Annotated in this window: 15 protein-coding genes; 3 read left to right on the top strand and 12 right to left on the bottom strand. The window is 61.1% G+C overall.

Annotation, left to right across the window (positions count from 1 at the left end; translation table 11 throughout):
* Positions 1–21 precede the first annotated feature (21 nt).
* A complete protein-coding gene (gene elbB / locus BLU63_RS11520; protein ID WP_083375489.1) occupies positions 22–690 on the top strand; it encodes an isoprenoid biosynthesis glyoxalase ElbB in 669 nt (222 codons plus the stop codon).
* Between the two features lie 56 nt (positions 691–746).
* Here the strand turns inward: elbB and BLU63_RS11515 are convergent, their stop codons facing one another.
* From BLU63_RS11515 to BLU63_RS11495, 5 genes are all read right to left on the bottom strand, one after another.
* Positions 747–1,202: a YaiI/YqxD family protein gene (locus BLU63_RS11515; protein WP_010465051.1), complete on the bottom strand. Its 456-nt coding sequence runs from the start codon at positions 1,200–1,202 to the stop codon at positions 747–749.
* A gap of 125 nt (positions 1,203–1,327) precedes the next feature.
* A complete protein-coding gene (locus BLU63_RS11510) occupies positions 1,328–3,226 on the bottom strand; it encodes an FTR1 family protein (protein ID WP_083375488.1) in 1,899 nt (632 codons plus the stop codon).
* Positions 3,227–3,376: 150 nt separating this feature from the next.
* Positions 3,377–4,009, bottom strand: coding sequence for a homoserine/homoserine lactone efflux protein (gene rhtB / locus BLU63_RS11505; RefSeq protein WP_010465055.1), 633 nt, complete (start codon positions 4,007–4,009; stop codon positions 3,377–3,379).
* Positions 4,010–4,217: 208 nt separating this feature from the next.
* The gene (locus tag BLU63_RS11500; RefSeq protein WP_010465057.1) at positions 4,218–4,799 is read right to left on the bottom strand and encodes a mechanosensitive ion channel family protein; all 582 of its coding nucleotides are present in this window, start codon (positions 4,797–4,799) and stop codon (positions 4,218–4,220) included.
* Complete coding sequence (locus BLU63_RS11495; RefSeq protein WP_083375487.1) at positions 4,799–6,709, bottom strand: ATP-binding cassette domain-containing protein; 1,911 nt, start codon at positions 6,707–6,709, stop codon at positions 4,799–4,801. The genes BLU63_RS11500 and BLU63_RS11495 overlap by 1 nt, the downstream gene beginning before the upstream one ends.
* A gap of 50 nt (positions 6,710–6,759) precedes the next feature.
* On the opposite strand from BLU63_RS11495, the gene BLU63_RS11490 reads away from it, so the two are divergent.
* Entirely contained in the window at positions 6,760–7,224 is a 465-nt protein-coding gene (locus BLU63_RS11490) for a TIGR02444 family protein (protein ID WP_083375486.1), read from the top strand.
* Here BLU63_RS11490 and BLU63_RS33165 read toward each other — a convergent pair.
* Complete coding sequence (locus tag BLU63_RS33165; RefSeq protein ID WP_083375485.1) at positions 7,221–8,357, bottom strand: AlgP family protein; 1,137 nt, start codon at positions 8,355–8,357, stop codon at positions 7,221–7,223. The genes BLU63_RS11490 and BLU63_RS33165 overlap by 4 nt on opposite strands.
* Positions 8,358–8,549: 192 nt before the next feature.
* Here BLU63_RS33165 and BLU63_RS11480 point away from each other — a divergent pair, with 192 nt between their 5' ends.
* Positions 8,550–9,215: an FKBP-type peptidyl-prolyl cis-trans isomerase gene (locus BLU63_RS11480; RefSeq protein ID WP_083375484.1), complete on the top strand. Its 666-nt coding sequence runs from the start codon at positions 8,550–8,552 to the stop codon at positions 9,213–9,215.
* 59 nt (positions 9,216–9,274) lie between these two features.
* On the opposite strand, the gene BLU63_RS11475 is transcribed toward BLU63_RS11480, so the two are convergent.
* From BLU63_RS11475 to hemC, 6 genes are all read right to left on the bottom strand, one after another.
* Positions 9,275–9,733: an Rsd/AlgQ family anti-sigma factor gene (locus BLU63_RS11475; protein ID WP_007899333.1), complete on the bottom strand. Its 459-nt coding sequence runs from the start codon at positions 9,731–9,733 to the stop codon at positions 9,275–9,277.
* Between the two features lie 177 nt (positions 9,734–9,910).
* On the bottom strand, positions 9,911–10,462 hold the full coding sequence (locus BLU63_RS11470) for a disulfide bond formation protein B (RefSeq protein WP_083375483.1): 552 nt from the start codon (positions 10,460–10,462) through the stop codon (positions 9,911–9,913).
* A 359-nt stretch (positions 10,463–10,821) separates the two neighbouring features.
* On the bottom strand, positions 10,822–12,060 hold the full coding sequence (locus BLU63_RS11465; RefSeq protein WP_010465069.1) for a heme biosynthesis protein HemY: 1,239 nt from the start codon (positions 12,058–12,060) through the stop codon (positions 10,822–10,824).
* Positions 12,057–13,199: a uroporphyrinogen-III C-methyltransferase gene (locus tag BLU63_RS11460; protein ID WP_010465071.1), complete on the bottom strand. Its 1,143-nt coding sequence runs from the start codon at positions 13,197–13,199 to the stop codon at positions 12,057–12,059. The genes BLU63_RS11465 and BLU63_RS11460 overlap by 4 nt, the downstream gene beginning before the upstream one ends.
* Positions 13,200–13,215: 16 nt before the next feature.
* Positions 13,216–13,983: a uroporphyrinogen-III synthase gene (locus BLU63_RS11455; RefSeq protein ID WP_083375482.1), complete on the bottom strand. Its 768-nt coding sequence runs from the start codon at positions 13,981–13,983 to the stop codon at positions 13,216–13,218.
* Positions 13,980–14,921, bottom strand: a complete 942-nt coding sequence (hemC, locus tag BLU63_RS11450) for a hydroxymethylbilane synthase (protein WP_010465075.1) — start codon at positions 14,919–14,921, stop codon at positions 13,980–13,982. Before hemC ends, BLU63_RS11455 begins: the two co-directional genes overlap by 4 nt.
* Positions 14,922–14,977: the final 56 nt, after the last annotated feature.

Here is a 14,977-nt window from a genome sequence, read left to right as displayed (position 1 = left end):
CATGAATCTGGAGAAAAACCCATGAGCAAAAAAATTGCAGTGATCCTTTCCGGCTGTGGCGTGTACGACGGCGCCGAGATCCACGAAAGCGTGATTACCTTGCTGCGCCTGGACCAGCGTGGCGCCGAGGTGCAGTGCTTTGCCCCCAATATCTCGCAATTGCATGTGATCAATCACCTGACCGGCGACGAAATGCCCGAGTCACGCAACGTGCTGGTGGAATCGGCGCGGATCGCCCGGGGCAACATCAAGGACATTCGTGAGGCGAGCGTAGAAGACTTCGACGCGCTGATCGTGCCGGGTGGGTTTGGCGCGGCCAAGAACCTGTCGAACTTCGCCATCGAAGGCGCCGGTTGCACCGTTCAACCGGACGTCCTGGCGCTGACCGAAGCGTTTGCCGAAGCGGGCAAACCGGTGGGGTTGATGTGCATTTCGCCGGCGCTGGCGGCGAAAATCTATGGGCCAGGCGTGACCTGCACCATTGGCAGCGACGCCGATACCGCCGCCGCCATGAACAAGATGGGCGCCACTCACCAGGATTGCGCAGTGAGCGACATCGTCGAAGACAAGGCGCGCAAACTCGTCTGCACCCCGGCTTATATGCTGGCCCAGAGCATCAGCGAAGCCGCCTCGGGGATCAACAAACTGGTCGACCGTGTCCTCGAACTGACCCACGAAAACGACGCTTAACGCGGTCAAATTGTGGGAGTGAGCCTGCTCGCGCCCACCTTTGATTTGAGCAAGGCTCAGGCTTTACGGGTCAGCCGAGTGAGTATCCGGTCAAGCGCATTGGCGAACGCCTGCTTCTCGCGCTCACCAAACGGCGCCGGCCCGCCACTCATCTGGCCTTGTTCACGCAGATCGGTGAACAGGTTACGCACTGCCAACCGATCGCCCATGTTCTGCGCATCGAATTCCTTGCCCCGCGGGTCCAGCGCTGAAACGCCGTTTTTTACCAGCCGATCAGCCAGCGGCACATCGCTGCAAATCACCAGCTCACCTGGCACCGCGTGTTCCACCAGATAGTCATCGGCGGCATCCGGGCCGCTGGGCACCACGATCAGCTTCACCAGAGCCAGGCCAGGTTTGATCTGTGGCTGCCCCGCCACCAGCACCACTTCGAACTGGCGCTTGAGAGCGAACTTCACCACCAGATCCTTCGCCGCCCGTGGGCAGGCGTCGGCATCGATCCATACGCGCATTGTGTTTCCCTCCGTTAAAAGCTTCGCGGGCAAGCCTCGCTCCTACAGGATTCGCGCGTTATTTGGGGCCGCGTACAACCTGTAGGAGCGAGGCTTGCCCGCGAATATGAGCGCAGCGAATGCTCTTAAGAAACCTGCACCCGCCGCTTCTCTACCATCCAGCTACGGCCATACAGCACCACAATCGCAACGATCGCCACGCATTGGGCACTCAGCGAATACGCATCCGCGTGAATCCCCAACCAGTCGAAGTCAAAGAACGGCACCGGCCGGGTGCCGAAGATTCCGGCTTCCTGCAACGCCTTCACGCCATGCCCTGCGAACACCACCGACAGCGCGCACAGCAGACCGGCGTTGATGCTGAAGAACAACGACAGCGGCAGTTTCTGCGAGCCACGCAGGATCACCCACGCCAGCCCGACCAGCAACACCAGCGCCGTTGCACCACCGGCCAACACTGCGTTATGCCCCGCAGGCCCCGCCTGCAGCCACAGAGTTTCGTAGAACAGAATCACTTCAAACAGCTCGCGATACACCGAGAAAAACGCCAGCGTCGCAAAGCCGAAGCGTCCGCCGCCGCCCACCAGGCTGCTCTTGATGTAGTCCTGCCAGGCTGCCGCGTGACGACGGTCGTGCATCCACACGCCCAGCCAGAGCACCATGACGGCGGCAAACAACGCCGTCGCACCTTCCAGCAATTCACGCTGCGAACCGCTGACATCAATCACATAGGCCGCCAGTGCCCAGGTCGCCAGACCCGCCAGCAACGCCAGGCCCCAACCGACGTTGACGCTGCGAACCGCCGATTGCTGGCCGGTATTGCGCAGGAACGCCAGGATCGCCGCCAGCACCAGAATCGCTTCGAGGCCTTCACGCAGCAAAATCAGCAACCCGGAGATGTAGCTCAAGGACCAGCTCAAGCCGTCGCTGCCCAGCAGCCCGGCGGACTCCTTCAACTTGGCCTTGGCCGCGTCCAGACGCTGCTGGGCCTGGGCCACCGGCGAGCCGTCCTGCAACGATTGACGGTACGCCATCAGGGACTTTTCGGTGTCCTTGCGCACGTTGGCGTCGACGTTGTCCAGCGAACTCTCGACCAGTTCGAAGCCTTCAAGATACGCCGCTACCGACAAGTCATAGGCTTGATCATGATCGCCGGCACGGTAGGCCGCGAGGCTCTTGTCCAGGGTGGCGGCGGTGTAGTCGAGCAACTGCGCCGGGCCGCGCTTGACCTGCGGCGGTTGCGCCCGCTGCGCACGGAACGTCGCGGCGGCTTGCGGGCCATCGGCGGCCTGCACTTCGGCTGGCGTCTGACGAGCGAGGTCGGCGATGTTGTAAGTTTTTTCGGATGTGGCGGCGGCCGGATCGGCGCTGAAGCCGGCGATGTAGGTTGCCAGGTCCCAACGCTGGCGATCGTCCAGTTGATCGGCGAAGGCCGGCATGTCCGTGCCTTCGACGCCCAGGCCCACTGTGGTGTAGATCGCGTACAGACTCAGGTGATCCAGGCGCGCCGTGTCACGCAGATTGGCCGGCGGCGGCGTCAGACCGACACCGGCCGGGCCGTCACCGGCCCCCGTATCGCCGTGGCAGACCGAGCAATGCTGGGCGTAAAGCGGTGCACCACGGGTCGGATCCGGGGTAATGATCGGCGCCTGGCTGACTTCATAGGCCACGGCCAGCTTCGCACCCAGCTGCCGAGCCTGACGGGCCACGTCCGCGCCGTCCTGACGGGCAGTAATGGCGCTGCGTATCGTGCTGACGCCCTGCTCCAGCCCGGCTTTTTCCGGCTTGGCCGGCATCGCCGCGATCAAGCCTTGCAGCACCTTGATGAATTCCAGCTGCTCGCGGTATTCGGACTCGTCGATGACCTTGCCCGCTTGCACCGTCTGCGGATAATCCGCGCCGATGTAATCGAGCAAATGCAGGGCTTGCGGCGCGCCTTCCACGGTGTCCGCCAGCAGATTGAAACTGCACAAGGCAAACAGCGGCAACACCAGCCAGGCCAAGAAACGGGACGGGGCAGTCATGAATGAATCTCAATTGGAAATACGAAGTAACACATTGTTCACTTCCAATGACTTTCACTCAAGCTTTGTTAGCAAGTACCGGCGTTTCTGCACGGGCTCCGGACATGAAAAAGGCGACCTCGGAGGTCGCCTTTTGTGTTCCTTGGTGCTTTAAACCGCAGCTTTGCGCAATGTCGCCATAAACGCCGCCGCACCGATGAACAGCCCGGCAAAGGTCCGGTTCATGCGTTTTTGCTGCTTGGGCGTGCGCAACAGGCGCAGCACCTTCGACGCCAACCCGGTGTACCCGGCCATGACGATCAGGTCGACGCAGACCATGGTCACACCAATGATCAGGTACTGAGCGAGCAGCGGTGCGTGAGGATCAATGAACTGCGGCAACACCGCCAGCATGAACACGAGGGCCTTGGGGTTGCTGATATTGACCAGGAAACCGCGGAACACCAGGGCCAGCGGCTTGCCGATCTGACGCACGGCCGCGTCGTCACTCATGTCGCTGGGCAACGCGCGCCATTGCTTGACCGCGAGATAAACGAGGTAGGCCACACCGAACCATTTGATCGCATAGAAAGCGGTGGCTGATGCCGTGAGAATCGCGCCCACACCGGCGCCGACAATCGCGATCTGTACCGCCAGGCCCAATTGCAGGCCCAGGGCGTTCCAGTAACCGCGCCAGAAACCGTATTGCAGACCGCTGGACATCGACGCAATGGCGCCGGCACCGGGAGACAGACTGATCACCCAACAGGCGGCAAAAAACGCCAGCCATGTTTGAAGCTCCATTGCACACCTCGACTCAGACTTGTGACAGACGTCTAAGCTAATGCGGCTTTGGGCTGATGACTACCGATTTTTTGAAGGATAGAGCCACTGCCGACCAACGTTTTATGACTTTTGGCCCCATCGCGAGCCGGCTCACGCCCACAGTTGAAATACGTTCCCCTGTGGGAGGAGCCTGCTCGCGATAGCGGTGTGTCCGGCAACAGAAGGTTTACTTTTCGATCCCGCTCAACGGAAACACATCACTCCCGCGCCAGCGCCGAACCGAACGCTGGAAGAACAGACTGTTGGGCACTTGCACCATGGCGCTGCCGGTACCGAGCTCTTCCGCTTCAATCAGCGTGGTGTAGAGCAGGTTGATCGCCACCACCCGGCCTTTGACGCCGGGCTTGTCGGTGGTGTCCACCAACTCGACGACGTCACCGATGCGGAACGGGCCGACGGTGAAGATCAGGATCGCGCACAGCAGGTTGGACAGCACGCTCCACATGGCGAAGAACGCTACTGCCGCGACCGCAACAAACCCGGACAACGCGGTCCAGAGCACGGTGGCCGAGACTCCGAGGCGTTCGAGTACGAAAATCAGCGCACTGCCCATGATCAGCCAGCGCAAACCTCCGCGCAGCGGCATCAGCAGTTGCGGTGGAAACGGGTAGCGCTCGCCCAGGCGCGTCAGGCATTTAGCGACGAAGCGCTGGGCAAGGTAACCCGCCAACAGAATCAGCAGGATTTGCGCAGCGAACCAGATCGGCTCGCCCCACCCCGCCGGCAGCGGCAGCTTGAAGGCTTCCATCAAGACAGCGCCTCCAGCTCCGCCTGCATGCTTTCGAGCAGTTCCAGGGCTTCCATCCAGGCTTCTTCGAGTTCGGCTTCACGCACCTTCAACTTGGCCTGTTCAGCCAGCAGATCGCGCAAATCGTTCTTGCGCGCCGGTTCGTAAATGTCACTGTCGCCAAGGCTGGTATCGATCTTCGCCAGTTTCTCGTGCAGCTTGCCCAACTCGGTTTCGAGCTTGTCAGCCTCACGCTTGTGCGGTGCCAGTTGCTGACGCAACGCAGCAGCGGCCTGGCGCTGGGCCTTCTTGTCGGTCTTGTCCGGGTTGACCGGGGTGTTGCTGACCGGCGCATTGCGCTGACGGTAGTCGACCAGCCAGCGGGCGTAGTCTTCCAGATCGCCGTCGAACTCCTCGACCTTGCCGTCGGCCACCAGATAGAAATTATCGGTGGTGCTTTTGAGCAAATGACGATCGTGAGAGACCACCAGCACCGCGCCACTGAATTCCTGCAGGGCCATGGTCAGCGCCAGGCGCATTTCGAGGTCCAGGTGGTTGGTCGGTTCGTCGAGCAGCAACAGGTTCGGCCGATCCCAGGCAATCAATGCCAGGGCCAGACGGGCCTTTTCGCCACCGGAGAAATTCAGCACCGGCTCATCGATGCGCGCGCCACGGAAGTCGAAACCGCCAAGGAAATCACGCAGAGTCTGCTCGCGCTCGGTCGGTGCCAGGCGCTGCAAATGCAGCAACGGGCTGGCCTTGGAATCGAGAGAGTCCAGCTGATGCTGGGCGAAGTAGCCCACGACCGTGTTCTCGCCACGGGTCAGGCGACCGGCCAGCGGCGACAGTTCACCGGCGAGGTTTTTGATCAGGGTCGATTTACCGGCGCCGTTCGGGCCGAGCAAACCGATCCGTGCGCCGGGGGTCAGTTGCAGCTTGACCTTCTCCAGCACGGCTTTGTCGCCATAACCCAGGCGAGCATCCGACAGATCAATCAACGGGCTGGAGATTTTCTGCGATTCGCGGAAGACGAAGTCGAACGGCGAATCGACGTGGGCGGCGGACAGTTCCTCCATCCGCTCCAGCGCCTTGATCCGGCTCTGGGCCTGACGGGCCTTGGTGGCCTGGGCCTTGAAACGGGCGATGTAGCTTTCCATGTGCGCACGTTGCGCCTGCTGCTTCTCGTAGGCCTGCTGTTGCTGGGCCAGGCGTTCGGCACGGGCGCGTTCGAAGGCGCTATAACCACCGCGGTACAGAGTGATCTTGCGCTGGTCAACGTGGGCGACGTGATCGACCACGGCGTCGAGGAAGTCCCGGTCGTGGGAAATCAGCAGCAAGGTGCCCGGATAGCTTTTCAGCCAATCTTCGAGCCAGATGATGGCGTCGAGGTCCAAGTGGTTGGTCGGTTCGTCGAGCAGCAACAGGTCCGAGGGGCACATCAAAGCCTGCGCCAGGTTCAGACGCATCCTCCAGCCACCAGAGAAATCTCCTACCGGACGATCCATTTGCTCGTTAGTGAACCCAAGACCGGCCAGCAGCTTGCGGGCCCGGGCGTCGGCGGTGTAACCGTCGGCACTGTCGAGTTCCACGTGCAGACGGGCCTGAGCGGCGCCGTCATGCGATGCTTCGGCAGCGGCGAGGTCGCGTTGCACCTCACGCAGGCGCAGGTCACCATCGAGCACGTAGTCGACCGCCAGGCGTTCGAGGGTCTCGATTTCCTGACGCATGTGGGCGATGCGCCAGTCGGCCGGCAGGAAGCAGTCACCCGAGTCCGGGTGCAGTTCGCCTCGAATCAAGGCGAACAGGCTCGATTTGCCGGCGCCGTTGGCACCGATGAGGCCGGCTTTGTGGCCGGCATGCAGGGTCAGCTCAGCGTCTTCTAGCAGACGTTGAGGGCCACGCTGTAAAGTCAGGTTCTGAAGTCGAATCATAATGGCGGCGGAGTCTACCAGCTTCGCTCGCAACTGGCGCGAGTAGCACTATGTCCTCTGACCTGTGGAGCTTTTCCCTTACCACCTACGCGCGTCCCGGCATTGAAGACGCGTGCCTGACGTTGCAGTCGGCGGGTGTGAACGTGTGCTTGCTGCTATGCGGGTTGTGGCTGGGAGAACGGGGCGTCACCTGTAACGAACAACGCTTGCAGTTGCTTCGCGATATAGCCGGACCTTGGGACGCAGATGTCGTGCAACCGTTGCGCGCCTTGCGAATGCAATGGAAAGCCGCCGCCAGCGAGGATGCCGGACTGGATGATCTGCGCGAACAAGTGAAAGCACTGGAGATGGAAGCCGAACGGCATCTGCTGTTGCGACTGGAACGTGTGGCGCAGAGTTGGCCGCAGTATGAGGTGACCGATTCAACGGCCTGGCTGGAAGGTGTGGCGGCAGGCGCCGCCCACCTGAACCGCGACGCGCTGCATCAGCTGCGCGTCGCGGCAACCGGCACTTAAGAAGCGCTGGCTGGGGTGGTGCTGGTGCTCGACGGTGCGGCTGGCGTTGGCGCAGTCGATGGGGTCGAGGGGGTGGCTGCTGCCGCTGGCGAAGCCGATGCAGCTGGAGTCGCGGGTTTGGTAACTGGCGCAGTAGCTGGCTTGGCAGCAGCGGCAGGCTTTTTCACGGCCGGTTTGGCGGCAGGTTTTGCAGCTGGCTTCGCGGCAGCAGGTTTTGCTGCAGCTGGTTTGGCTGCTGGTTTCGCTGCAGCAGCTGGCTTGGCGGCGGCAGCGGGTTTCGCGGCGGCAGCTTTGGCAGCGGGTTTAGCAGCGGGTTTCGCCGCAGCTTTTGCAGCCGGTTTTGCGGCAACGGTTTTAGCCGCGACAGGTTTTGCGGCTGGCTTGGCGGTAGCAGTTCTTGCAGCGGCAGGTTTTGCAGCAGGCTTCGCAGCAGCCGATTTTGCAGCTGGTTTTGCCGCTGCGGTTTTCGCCACAGCCGGTTTCGCAGCAGCGGTTCTTGCAGCAGGTTTAGCGGCGGCCGTTTTGGCAGCAGCTGGCTTGGCGGCAGTTTTGGCAGCCGTCGATTTAGCCGCTGGTTTTGCAGCGCTGGCAGCAACCGGTTTTTTCGCCGCAGGTTTTGCTGCGGCTTTCACCGGCGCTTTGGCGACAGGTTTGGCAGCAGGCTTGGCCGGTGCTTTTGCAGCCGCCGGTTTGGCAGCGGCTTTCTTGGCAGGTGCCGCAGCAGGCTTGGCCGAACGCAGGGACAACGCCTTGCCGACAGCCTCTTGTACACGACCGATACCCTGGGCCAGTTTCAGGCTTTCTTGAGCATCGCGCTTGAGTTGCAGAATGTAGCTGCGCGTTTCGGATTGACGATCCTTGAGGGCATCGAGCAAGTCCTCAAGTTCTTTCACCGCACCCTTCGCTTTGGTTTGTGCCTTGGCTTTACCGGCAGTTGCGGCGTCCTGCAACTTGGTACGGGATTTGTGCAATTTCTCCTGCGCTTTTCCGCGCTGCTTTTCCAGTTTGGCGAGCAGTTTTTCAGCATCAGCCAAGGCTTGGGAACAAGCGTTTTCCAAATGATCGAGCAGGCTGCCCGAGAGTTGTTGGAGTAAGTGCAACGGGGTATTTACAGGCTTCTTGGTGGCCGACATGGTTTACCTCCTGGCTGACGTGGGTGCGGCTCATACTAGACCTCTGATGACACCGCCGCTAGGGCATGTTGACAGTATCGAAAGCGCTGCGTTGCAACAGATTGAAATTCTTCTGCGCGGGTGCAAAACCAGTTCACCTTTGAGCGCACTCACACTGGCATAATCCACCGCATCTCAGATCGGAGTGTGCCCATGTCGCGCTACTTTTTTTTATCGTTGTGTGTGTTTTTTTCCGTGGCCCAGGCCGCCGAAAAAACCACCCCGAACGAGGCTCACGATCTTGCTTACAGCCTGGGTGCGAGCCTGGGTGAACGCTTGCGCCAAGAGGTGCCGGATCTGCAACTCCAGGCATTGCTCGACGGTCTGCAACAAGCCTATCAAGGCAAGCCACTGGCATTGAAAGACGAGCAGATCGAACAGATTCTGGCCGAGCACGAAGCCCAGGTCGCCGAGCAACCCGCCCTGCCACAAAGTGAAGTCGCGCTGGAAAAAGAGCAGCGCTTTCTCACCGAGGAAAAAGCCAAACCGGGTGTTCGTGAATTGGCGGATGGCATTTTGCTGACCGAGTTGGCACCGGGCACGGGGGCCAAGGCAGGCCCTGATGGCAAGGTCGAAGTTTTATATGTCGGACGCCTTCCCGACGGGACCGTGTTCGATCAGAACAGCAAGCCGCAGTGGTTCAGTCTGGATAGCGTAATCAGCGGCTGGCGCAGCGCATTGCAAAACATGCCGGTCGGTGCGAAATGGCGCCTGGTGATTCCATCGTCGCAAGCCTATGGCGCGGACGGTGCCGGCGACCTGATCGCTCCATTTACGCCGCTGGTGTTCGAAGTCGAATTGCGCGGTGCCACAAGCTGAAAACCGAGAACGAAAAACGGCGCGCATAGCGCACCGTTTTTTAGTCTTGCAGGAGAGGTTCAGGCCTGAACCGAGTCCTCTTCCTTGTGAGCAGTGTGCAGCACTTCGATCAGGCAATCTTCCAGTTCGAAGCGTTCGTGCAACAGCCCGCCCAGCTCCTTGAATTTCTCTGCCACGCACTTGCCTGCATCACACAGGTCGTTGAACGCCAGCAGCTTCTCGGTGATGACGTCGATGCGCGGGTAAATCGTCTCGGCCAGCTCCAGCCCGCGAGTATCGCCAAAAGCCTTGGCTTCGCCGGTCAGCTGTTCGTAGATTTCGAAGTGCCCGGCAGACACGTAGTCGACCAGCACGCCGCAGAATTCCTGCAACGGCTTTCGGTTTTCGCCCAAAGCCTCTGGCTTGGCACCGAGAGCATCGTAGGCTCGAACCAGTTCGTGACGCTCCTGCAACCAGCGATCGATCAGCAGATGCACTCCACCCCAACGTTCCTGAGCATTCTGACAACTTTCGAGCATGGTGATCTCTCTTCCCTTGTGGGTCATGCTGCCCTACACCTGTCGCAGTCTTGATCATCAAGAATCGGCCAGGCAGAGCGCCATCGAGCAACATAATTCCAATGACACGTGCGGGCCAGATTATGCCCGCGCGACAATGGCTTCAAGGTACGCAGGAGATAAAGTTCATACAAGTGTTTAATCACCCGCCAGCCCCCGGTGCGACGACACGCCGCTGAGCGGTCGCTTGCAGGCAAGCCAGACAACGCGCAGCAGCAGATAAACACTCAGAATTGTCACCGCCATGAAGAGCAGCAGACTCCACTCCGGGATGCTCAGGTCGAACAGCGTCCAGGAGATTTCTGCGCAATCTTCGTCCCCTTTGAACATCCGCGTCACTTTGCACAGCCAGGGCACGTTCTCGTATAAGGCCTGCGGATTGGTAGAGCAGGTCGATAGCTGATGCGCCGGATCGCTTTGCAACAAGACTTGCCGCCACGCCGCGACCATACCGGCGAGACTGCATGACAAACCGAGCAGCCAATAAAGACAAGTCCCGAAGCGGCCGGGGCCATGCACCGAAGCTGTCAGGCAGACACCGGTGAACAACGCCAGGCAGACTCGCTGCAAAAGGCATAACCCGCAAGGCTTGAGGCCGATTGCGTATTCCAGGTAATAGGAAACGCCCAAGGCCAAGGCACCTGCAATAAAAGCCATGAAAAACAAGGAGCGTGAGCAGGCCAAAAACATGGCTTATCCGTAACAGTAGAGACAGGCGGTTACGGTAGAGGAAAGCGCGCCAGCCTTTCAAGGCAGGCCGGCACGGACACTTCACCAGAAGTGTAGGGAATTCCCGACAGCGTCGGGAGGACTTGATGAAGTCCCGTGTAGGACAAAGCCGATCAGGGATTACAAAGCTAAACATTCAGCGAAATTCGAGCGGCCGGATCGCGCCCAGGAACGACTCCCGCCCCAGGCGCAGCCTGCATCCGGCTGCTGAGCAGTCGTCATACATTTAAACGCGATTGGCCTGATGAAACCGTGGTGCTCGCTTTACAACTGCTTCGCAGCCGGACGCAGGCTGCGCCAGCTGCTACAGAAGGAATACGTCAGGCGTAAACGGGCGCTGGGAGTGGTGCCGCCAGCAGGCGCTCATCCAGCAGGCCCAGACCTTCCTGAAACAGCTGATTGCTGCGCTCTGTGTCGCCGAGCTGAGCGAGCAACCGCGCCAGTTCCGCACAGGCTTCCGGGTTGCGCTGGACCCGCAAACTGCTTTCCAGATAGTCCCGCGCCTTGCCCCACAGACTGCTTTGCAGGCACAGGCGGCCGAGTGTCAGCAGAAGGCTTGGGTCGGCCGGATGATCCTTGAGCCAACCCTCGGCCGTTTGCAGTTGACGAGCCGGATCGCTACCACGCACCAGACCGTAGAGACGCGCCAGATGACTGTCGTACTTGCGCTTCAGCGCTGTGCGCAAAACCTCCTCCGCTTCGACCTGTGCTCCCAGTTGCCGCAGTTGCTCGGCATAGGCCAGCACCAACTGAGGCTCCTGGCGCTGAGCCGAGGTGAGTTGCTGCCAGGCGCGATTGAGCGATTGCAAACCCACCGTGCCGTCCGCTTCCTGATGCGCCGCCAGGGAAAGGTTTTCACCCCACGCCCGTCGCTCCAGATCGGCCAGCTCGGCGGGAGGCAAGACTTTATCCTTGCGCAGCTCCGGCAGCAGGCGAATCACCGCCGACCAGTCGCCGCGCTGCTGATGCAGACGCTGCAACTGGCGCAAGGTCTGGACGTTATGAGGATGACGCTCGTGCATGGCTTGCAGGGTCACCAGGGCGCCTTCGGTGTCGCCACGGTCGTTCTGCAACTGGGCGTGACTCAAGGCAATCGCCAACTCCGCCTGGGGCTGGCGTTCGAGGGCGCGCTCCAGCAAGTTGTCGCATTCCTCGTAGTGACCTTGTTCATTGGCGGCGCGTGCGGCGCCAAGGTAGTAGAGCAGCGGCTGGCGCTCGGCTTCGGCGGCGCGATGCAAATGACGCTGCGCACTGGCCCAGCGACCTTCCGCCAGGTCCAGCTGACCGTGTTCGATCGCCACTTGCACCCGACGGCTGCGATTGCGCCGCGACCATGGATTGACCACGCCGCTGGACGTCATCACCAGCTCAACCAACGCCTTGATGCCCCAGAACACCAGCCAGAGCACCGCGACCAACGCCAGGGTGGCCCACAGACTCGCTTCATAACGGAAGGTCTTGTAGGCAATCAGCACGTAACCGGAATGCTCGGCGATCGCCAGGCCCAGTGCAGCGGCTGCGGCGATGACCAGAAACACGATCACATAGAGGCGTTTCATGGCGTGGCCTCCTGCGCAGTGTTCGCGGCCGGTTTTGCCATCGGTTTGATCGAATCTTCGGCGTTGACGTTACGCCGCTCCAGATACCCCTGAACCGCACTCAATGTCCCGGTCAGGTCCGGCGTGACCACAGTGACCGGCTGCTTGCTCAACTCGCCCACCTGCTCAAGCATGACTTTGCTTTGAGGGTTGTCCGGGTTGAAGTTGCCCGTCAATACGTCACGCGCCTCAGCCAGCGCCTGGGTGTAGACCGCTGCCTGGCCATTGAGCGCGGCCCATTGCGCCTGCTCCAGCGCCAGGCTCAGCGCCAGACGCACCTGACTCAGGCTCTGCCCTGCCAGCAATGGGCGAACATTTTTGTCAGCATTGAAGTCGATGCGGATGTAGCGCGAAATCTGATCCCACCACTGCGCCCAACGACTGGCTCCGTCGCCATCGGCCGTCAGGCCCAACAGCGATTCGCCACGATCCTTGTACTCGGGGGCCAGCTCGGTGAGGTTGATGACCTGATCGCGCAGTGCGCCCAATCGCAGGAACAACCCGGTGCGATCCGGCTGTTCTGTGCTGCGCAGCGCCACCAGGGTTTTGGCCACTTGCTCGCGAGCTGCGAAGGCACCGGGATCGTTCTGTTCACGCAGAATTTCATCGGCACCCTGCACCAGGGCCTGGGCGCTGCTGATGTCCTGCAGCGCAGAAAGGCGCAGGCTGGCCAGACGCAACAAGTGCTCGGCTTCGGCCAGACGCCAATCCTTGCGACTCGCACCGAGGACCGTCTCCAGACGCTGATTCAAGCGTTGCTGATCGCCTTGCAACTGCGCCACCAAACGGCTGCGAGCGTCCAGTTCTTCGGCTGCAGGCATTTGTTCAAGGCGCGCGCTCAAGCGCTGTTCATTGAGTTTCAGGCTCTGCGCCTGATCGCTCAACGCCTGGACCTGGCTCAACTGCTGCTGAGTGTTGGCTTGCAGGTGACGCACCTGCCAGACACCCCAACCGCCCACGGCAACACCGGCGGCGCCCAACAGCAGCGCGACGATTGCCAGCCCATTGCCCCGGCGCTGCACTGTGGCAGGTGGTGGAGTTTCAACCGGCGCTTCAAGCACCGGCAGCACGTCATCTTTAGGCAAGGCTGTTTCGCTCACGTATCCATCCTTTGCATTAGAGAACGGGTTCGGGATGCTCCCGTAACGCCGTCAGCAAAGCCGTGGCACTGGCGCCACGACAATCCACAACTGTTTGGGCCCCGGCGGCACGTGCCAGCTCGGCGACCCTGGGGCTTGGAACAAACAACGGCAACTGCGCCATTTCAGTCCAGGCATTGCCTGCCAATTGGCGCAGGTGCTCAAAACCCTGTCCACTGCTGACCACCAGCCCGTTCAAGCGTTCCGCTTCGATCCGGTCAGGCAGCACCGTCGACGGGTAGTGAGGCAGTCCACGACGGTATAACTCCAGATACTCGACACTAGCACCAAGCTCGCGCAAACGCTCAGCCAGCAACTCGCGCCCGCCCTCCCCGCGCAAGATCAGCACCCGCGGATAGGGTCGGGCAATCGCCTCGCGCAACGAGGGCAACTCAAGCAAGGCTTCGCTGTCATCGCCCTCGGCGGGGAAACTCACGTCCAGCCCGTTATCCGCCAGGATCTGCGCAGTCGCAGCGCCCACGCTGAACCAGCGCGGGGACGGTGGCTGTGGCCAATACTGATTGAGCAGGTCAACGCCCATTCTCGCGGCCGGTTTACTGACCACGATCACCGCACAGTAACGATCCAGCCCCTGAATCACCTCGCGCATTGTGTCAGAGACAGCAATCGGCTCGATCTCCAGAAGCGGCAAACTGCTGCTGAAAATCCCCGCTTGCGACAAAACGCTGGCCAGCGCCGCCGACTCATCTGCGGGGCGCGTCAGCAGCAGGCGCCAGCCCGTCACTCGTGACCTGCCTCGCCATAGACCGCTTTCAGAATGTCGGCGGCGCCCTGGCTCAGCAAGTCTTCAGCGACTTGCACACCCAAGGCTTCTGCATCGGCCCTTGGCGCACGAGCCTCGGCGTTGAGCAGCAGGCCGCCGCTCGGATCGCCCACCAGACCGCGCAACCAGATCTGCTCGCCTTCAAGCACGGCGTAGCAGGCGATTGGCACTTGGCAGCCACCATTCAGATGTTTGTTGAGGGAACGTTCCGCGGTCACGCGGGTGGCGGTGTCCTGGTGGTGCAACGGCGCCAGCAGGGCGTGAATTACGCTGTCGGCGCTACGGCATTCGATGCCGACCGCGCCTTGGCCACCAGCCGGCAAGCTGTCGTCGACACTGATTGCCGAGGTGATGCGATCTTCGAAGCCGAGACGAATCAGGCCGGCAGCCGCGAGGATGATGGCGTCGTATTCGCCGGCATCAAGCTTGGCCAGGCGCGTGTTGACGTTGCCGCGCAGGAAGCGGATTTCAAGGTCCGGGCGGCGAGTCAGCAGCTGAGCCTGACGGCGCAGGCTGGAGGTGCCGACGATGCTGCCTTGCGGCAACTCATCCAGGCTGGCGTAGGTATTGGAAACGAACGCATCGCGCGGGTCTTCACGCTCGCAGATGCAGAACAGACCGAGGCCTTCGGGGAAATCCATCGGCACGTCTTTCATCGAGTGCACGGCGATGTCGGCTTCGTTTTCCAACAACGCGGTTTCGAGCTCCTTGACGAACAGGCCCTTGCCACCGATTTTCGACAGGGGCGAGTCGAGCAGCTTGTCGCCACGACTGACCATGGGCACCAGCGTCACAAGCAAGCCCGGATGAGCCTGTTCCAGACGTGTCTTGACGTATTCGGCTTGCCACAGGGCAAGAGCACTTTTGCGGGTGGCGATGCGGATTTCGCGAGAGGACATGGATCAATCCGTACTGAATAGATACGGCGGATAATAACAGCTCAGCCAAATCCACT

The sequence above is a fragment of the Pseudomonas mandelii genome (assembly GCF_900106065.1).
Classification (GTDB): Bacteria; Pseudomonadota; Gammaproteobacteria; order Pseudomonadales; family Pseudomonadaceae; genus Aquipseudomonas; species Aquipseudomonas mandelii.
The sequence above is the reverse complement of the archived record's forward strand: the minus strand, read 5'-3'. Positions and strand labels throughout refer to the sequence as shown.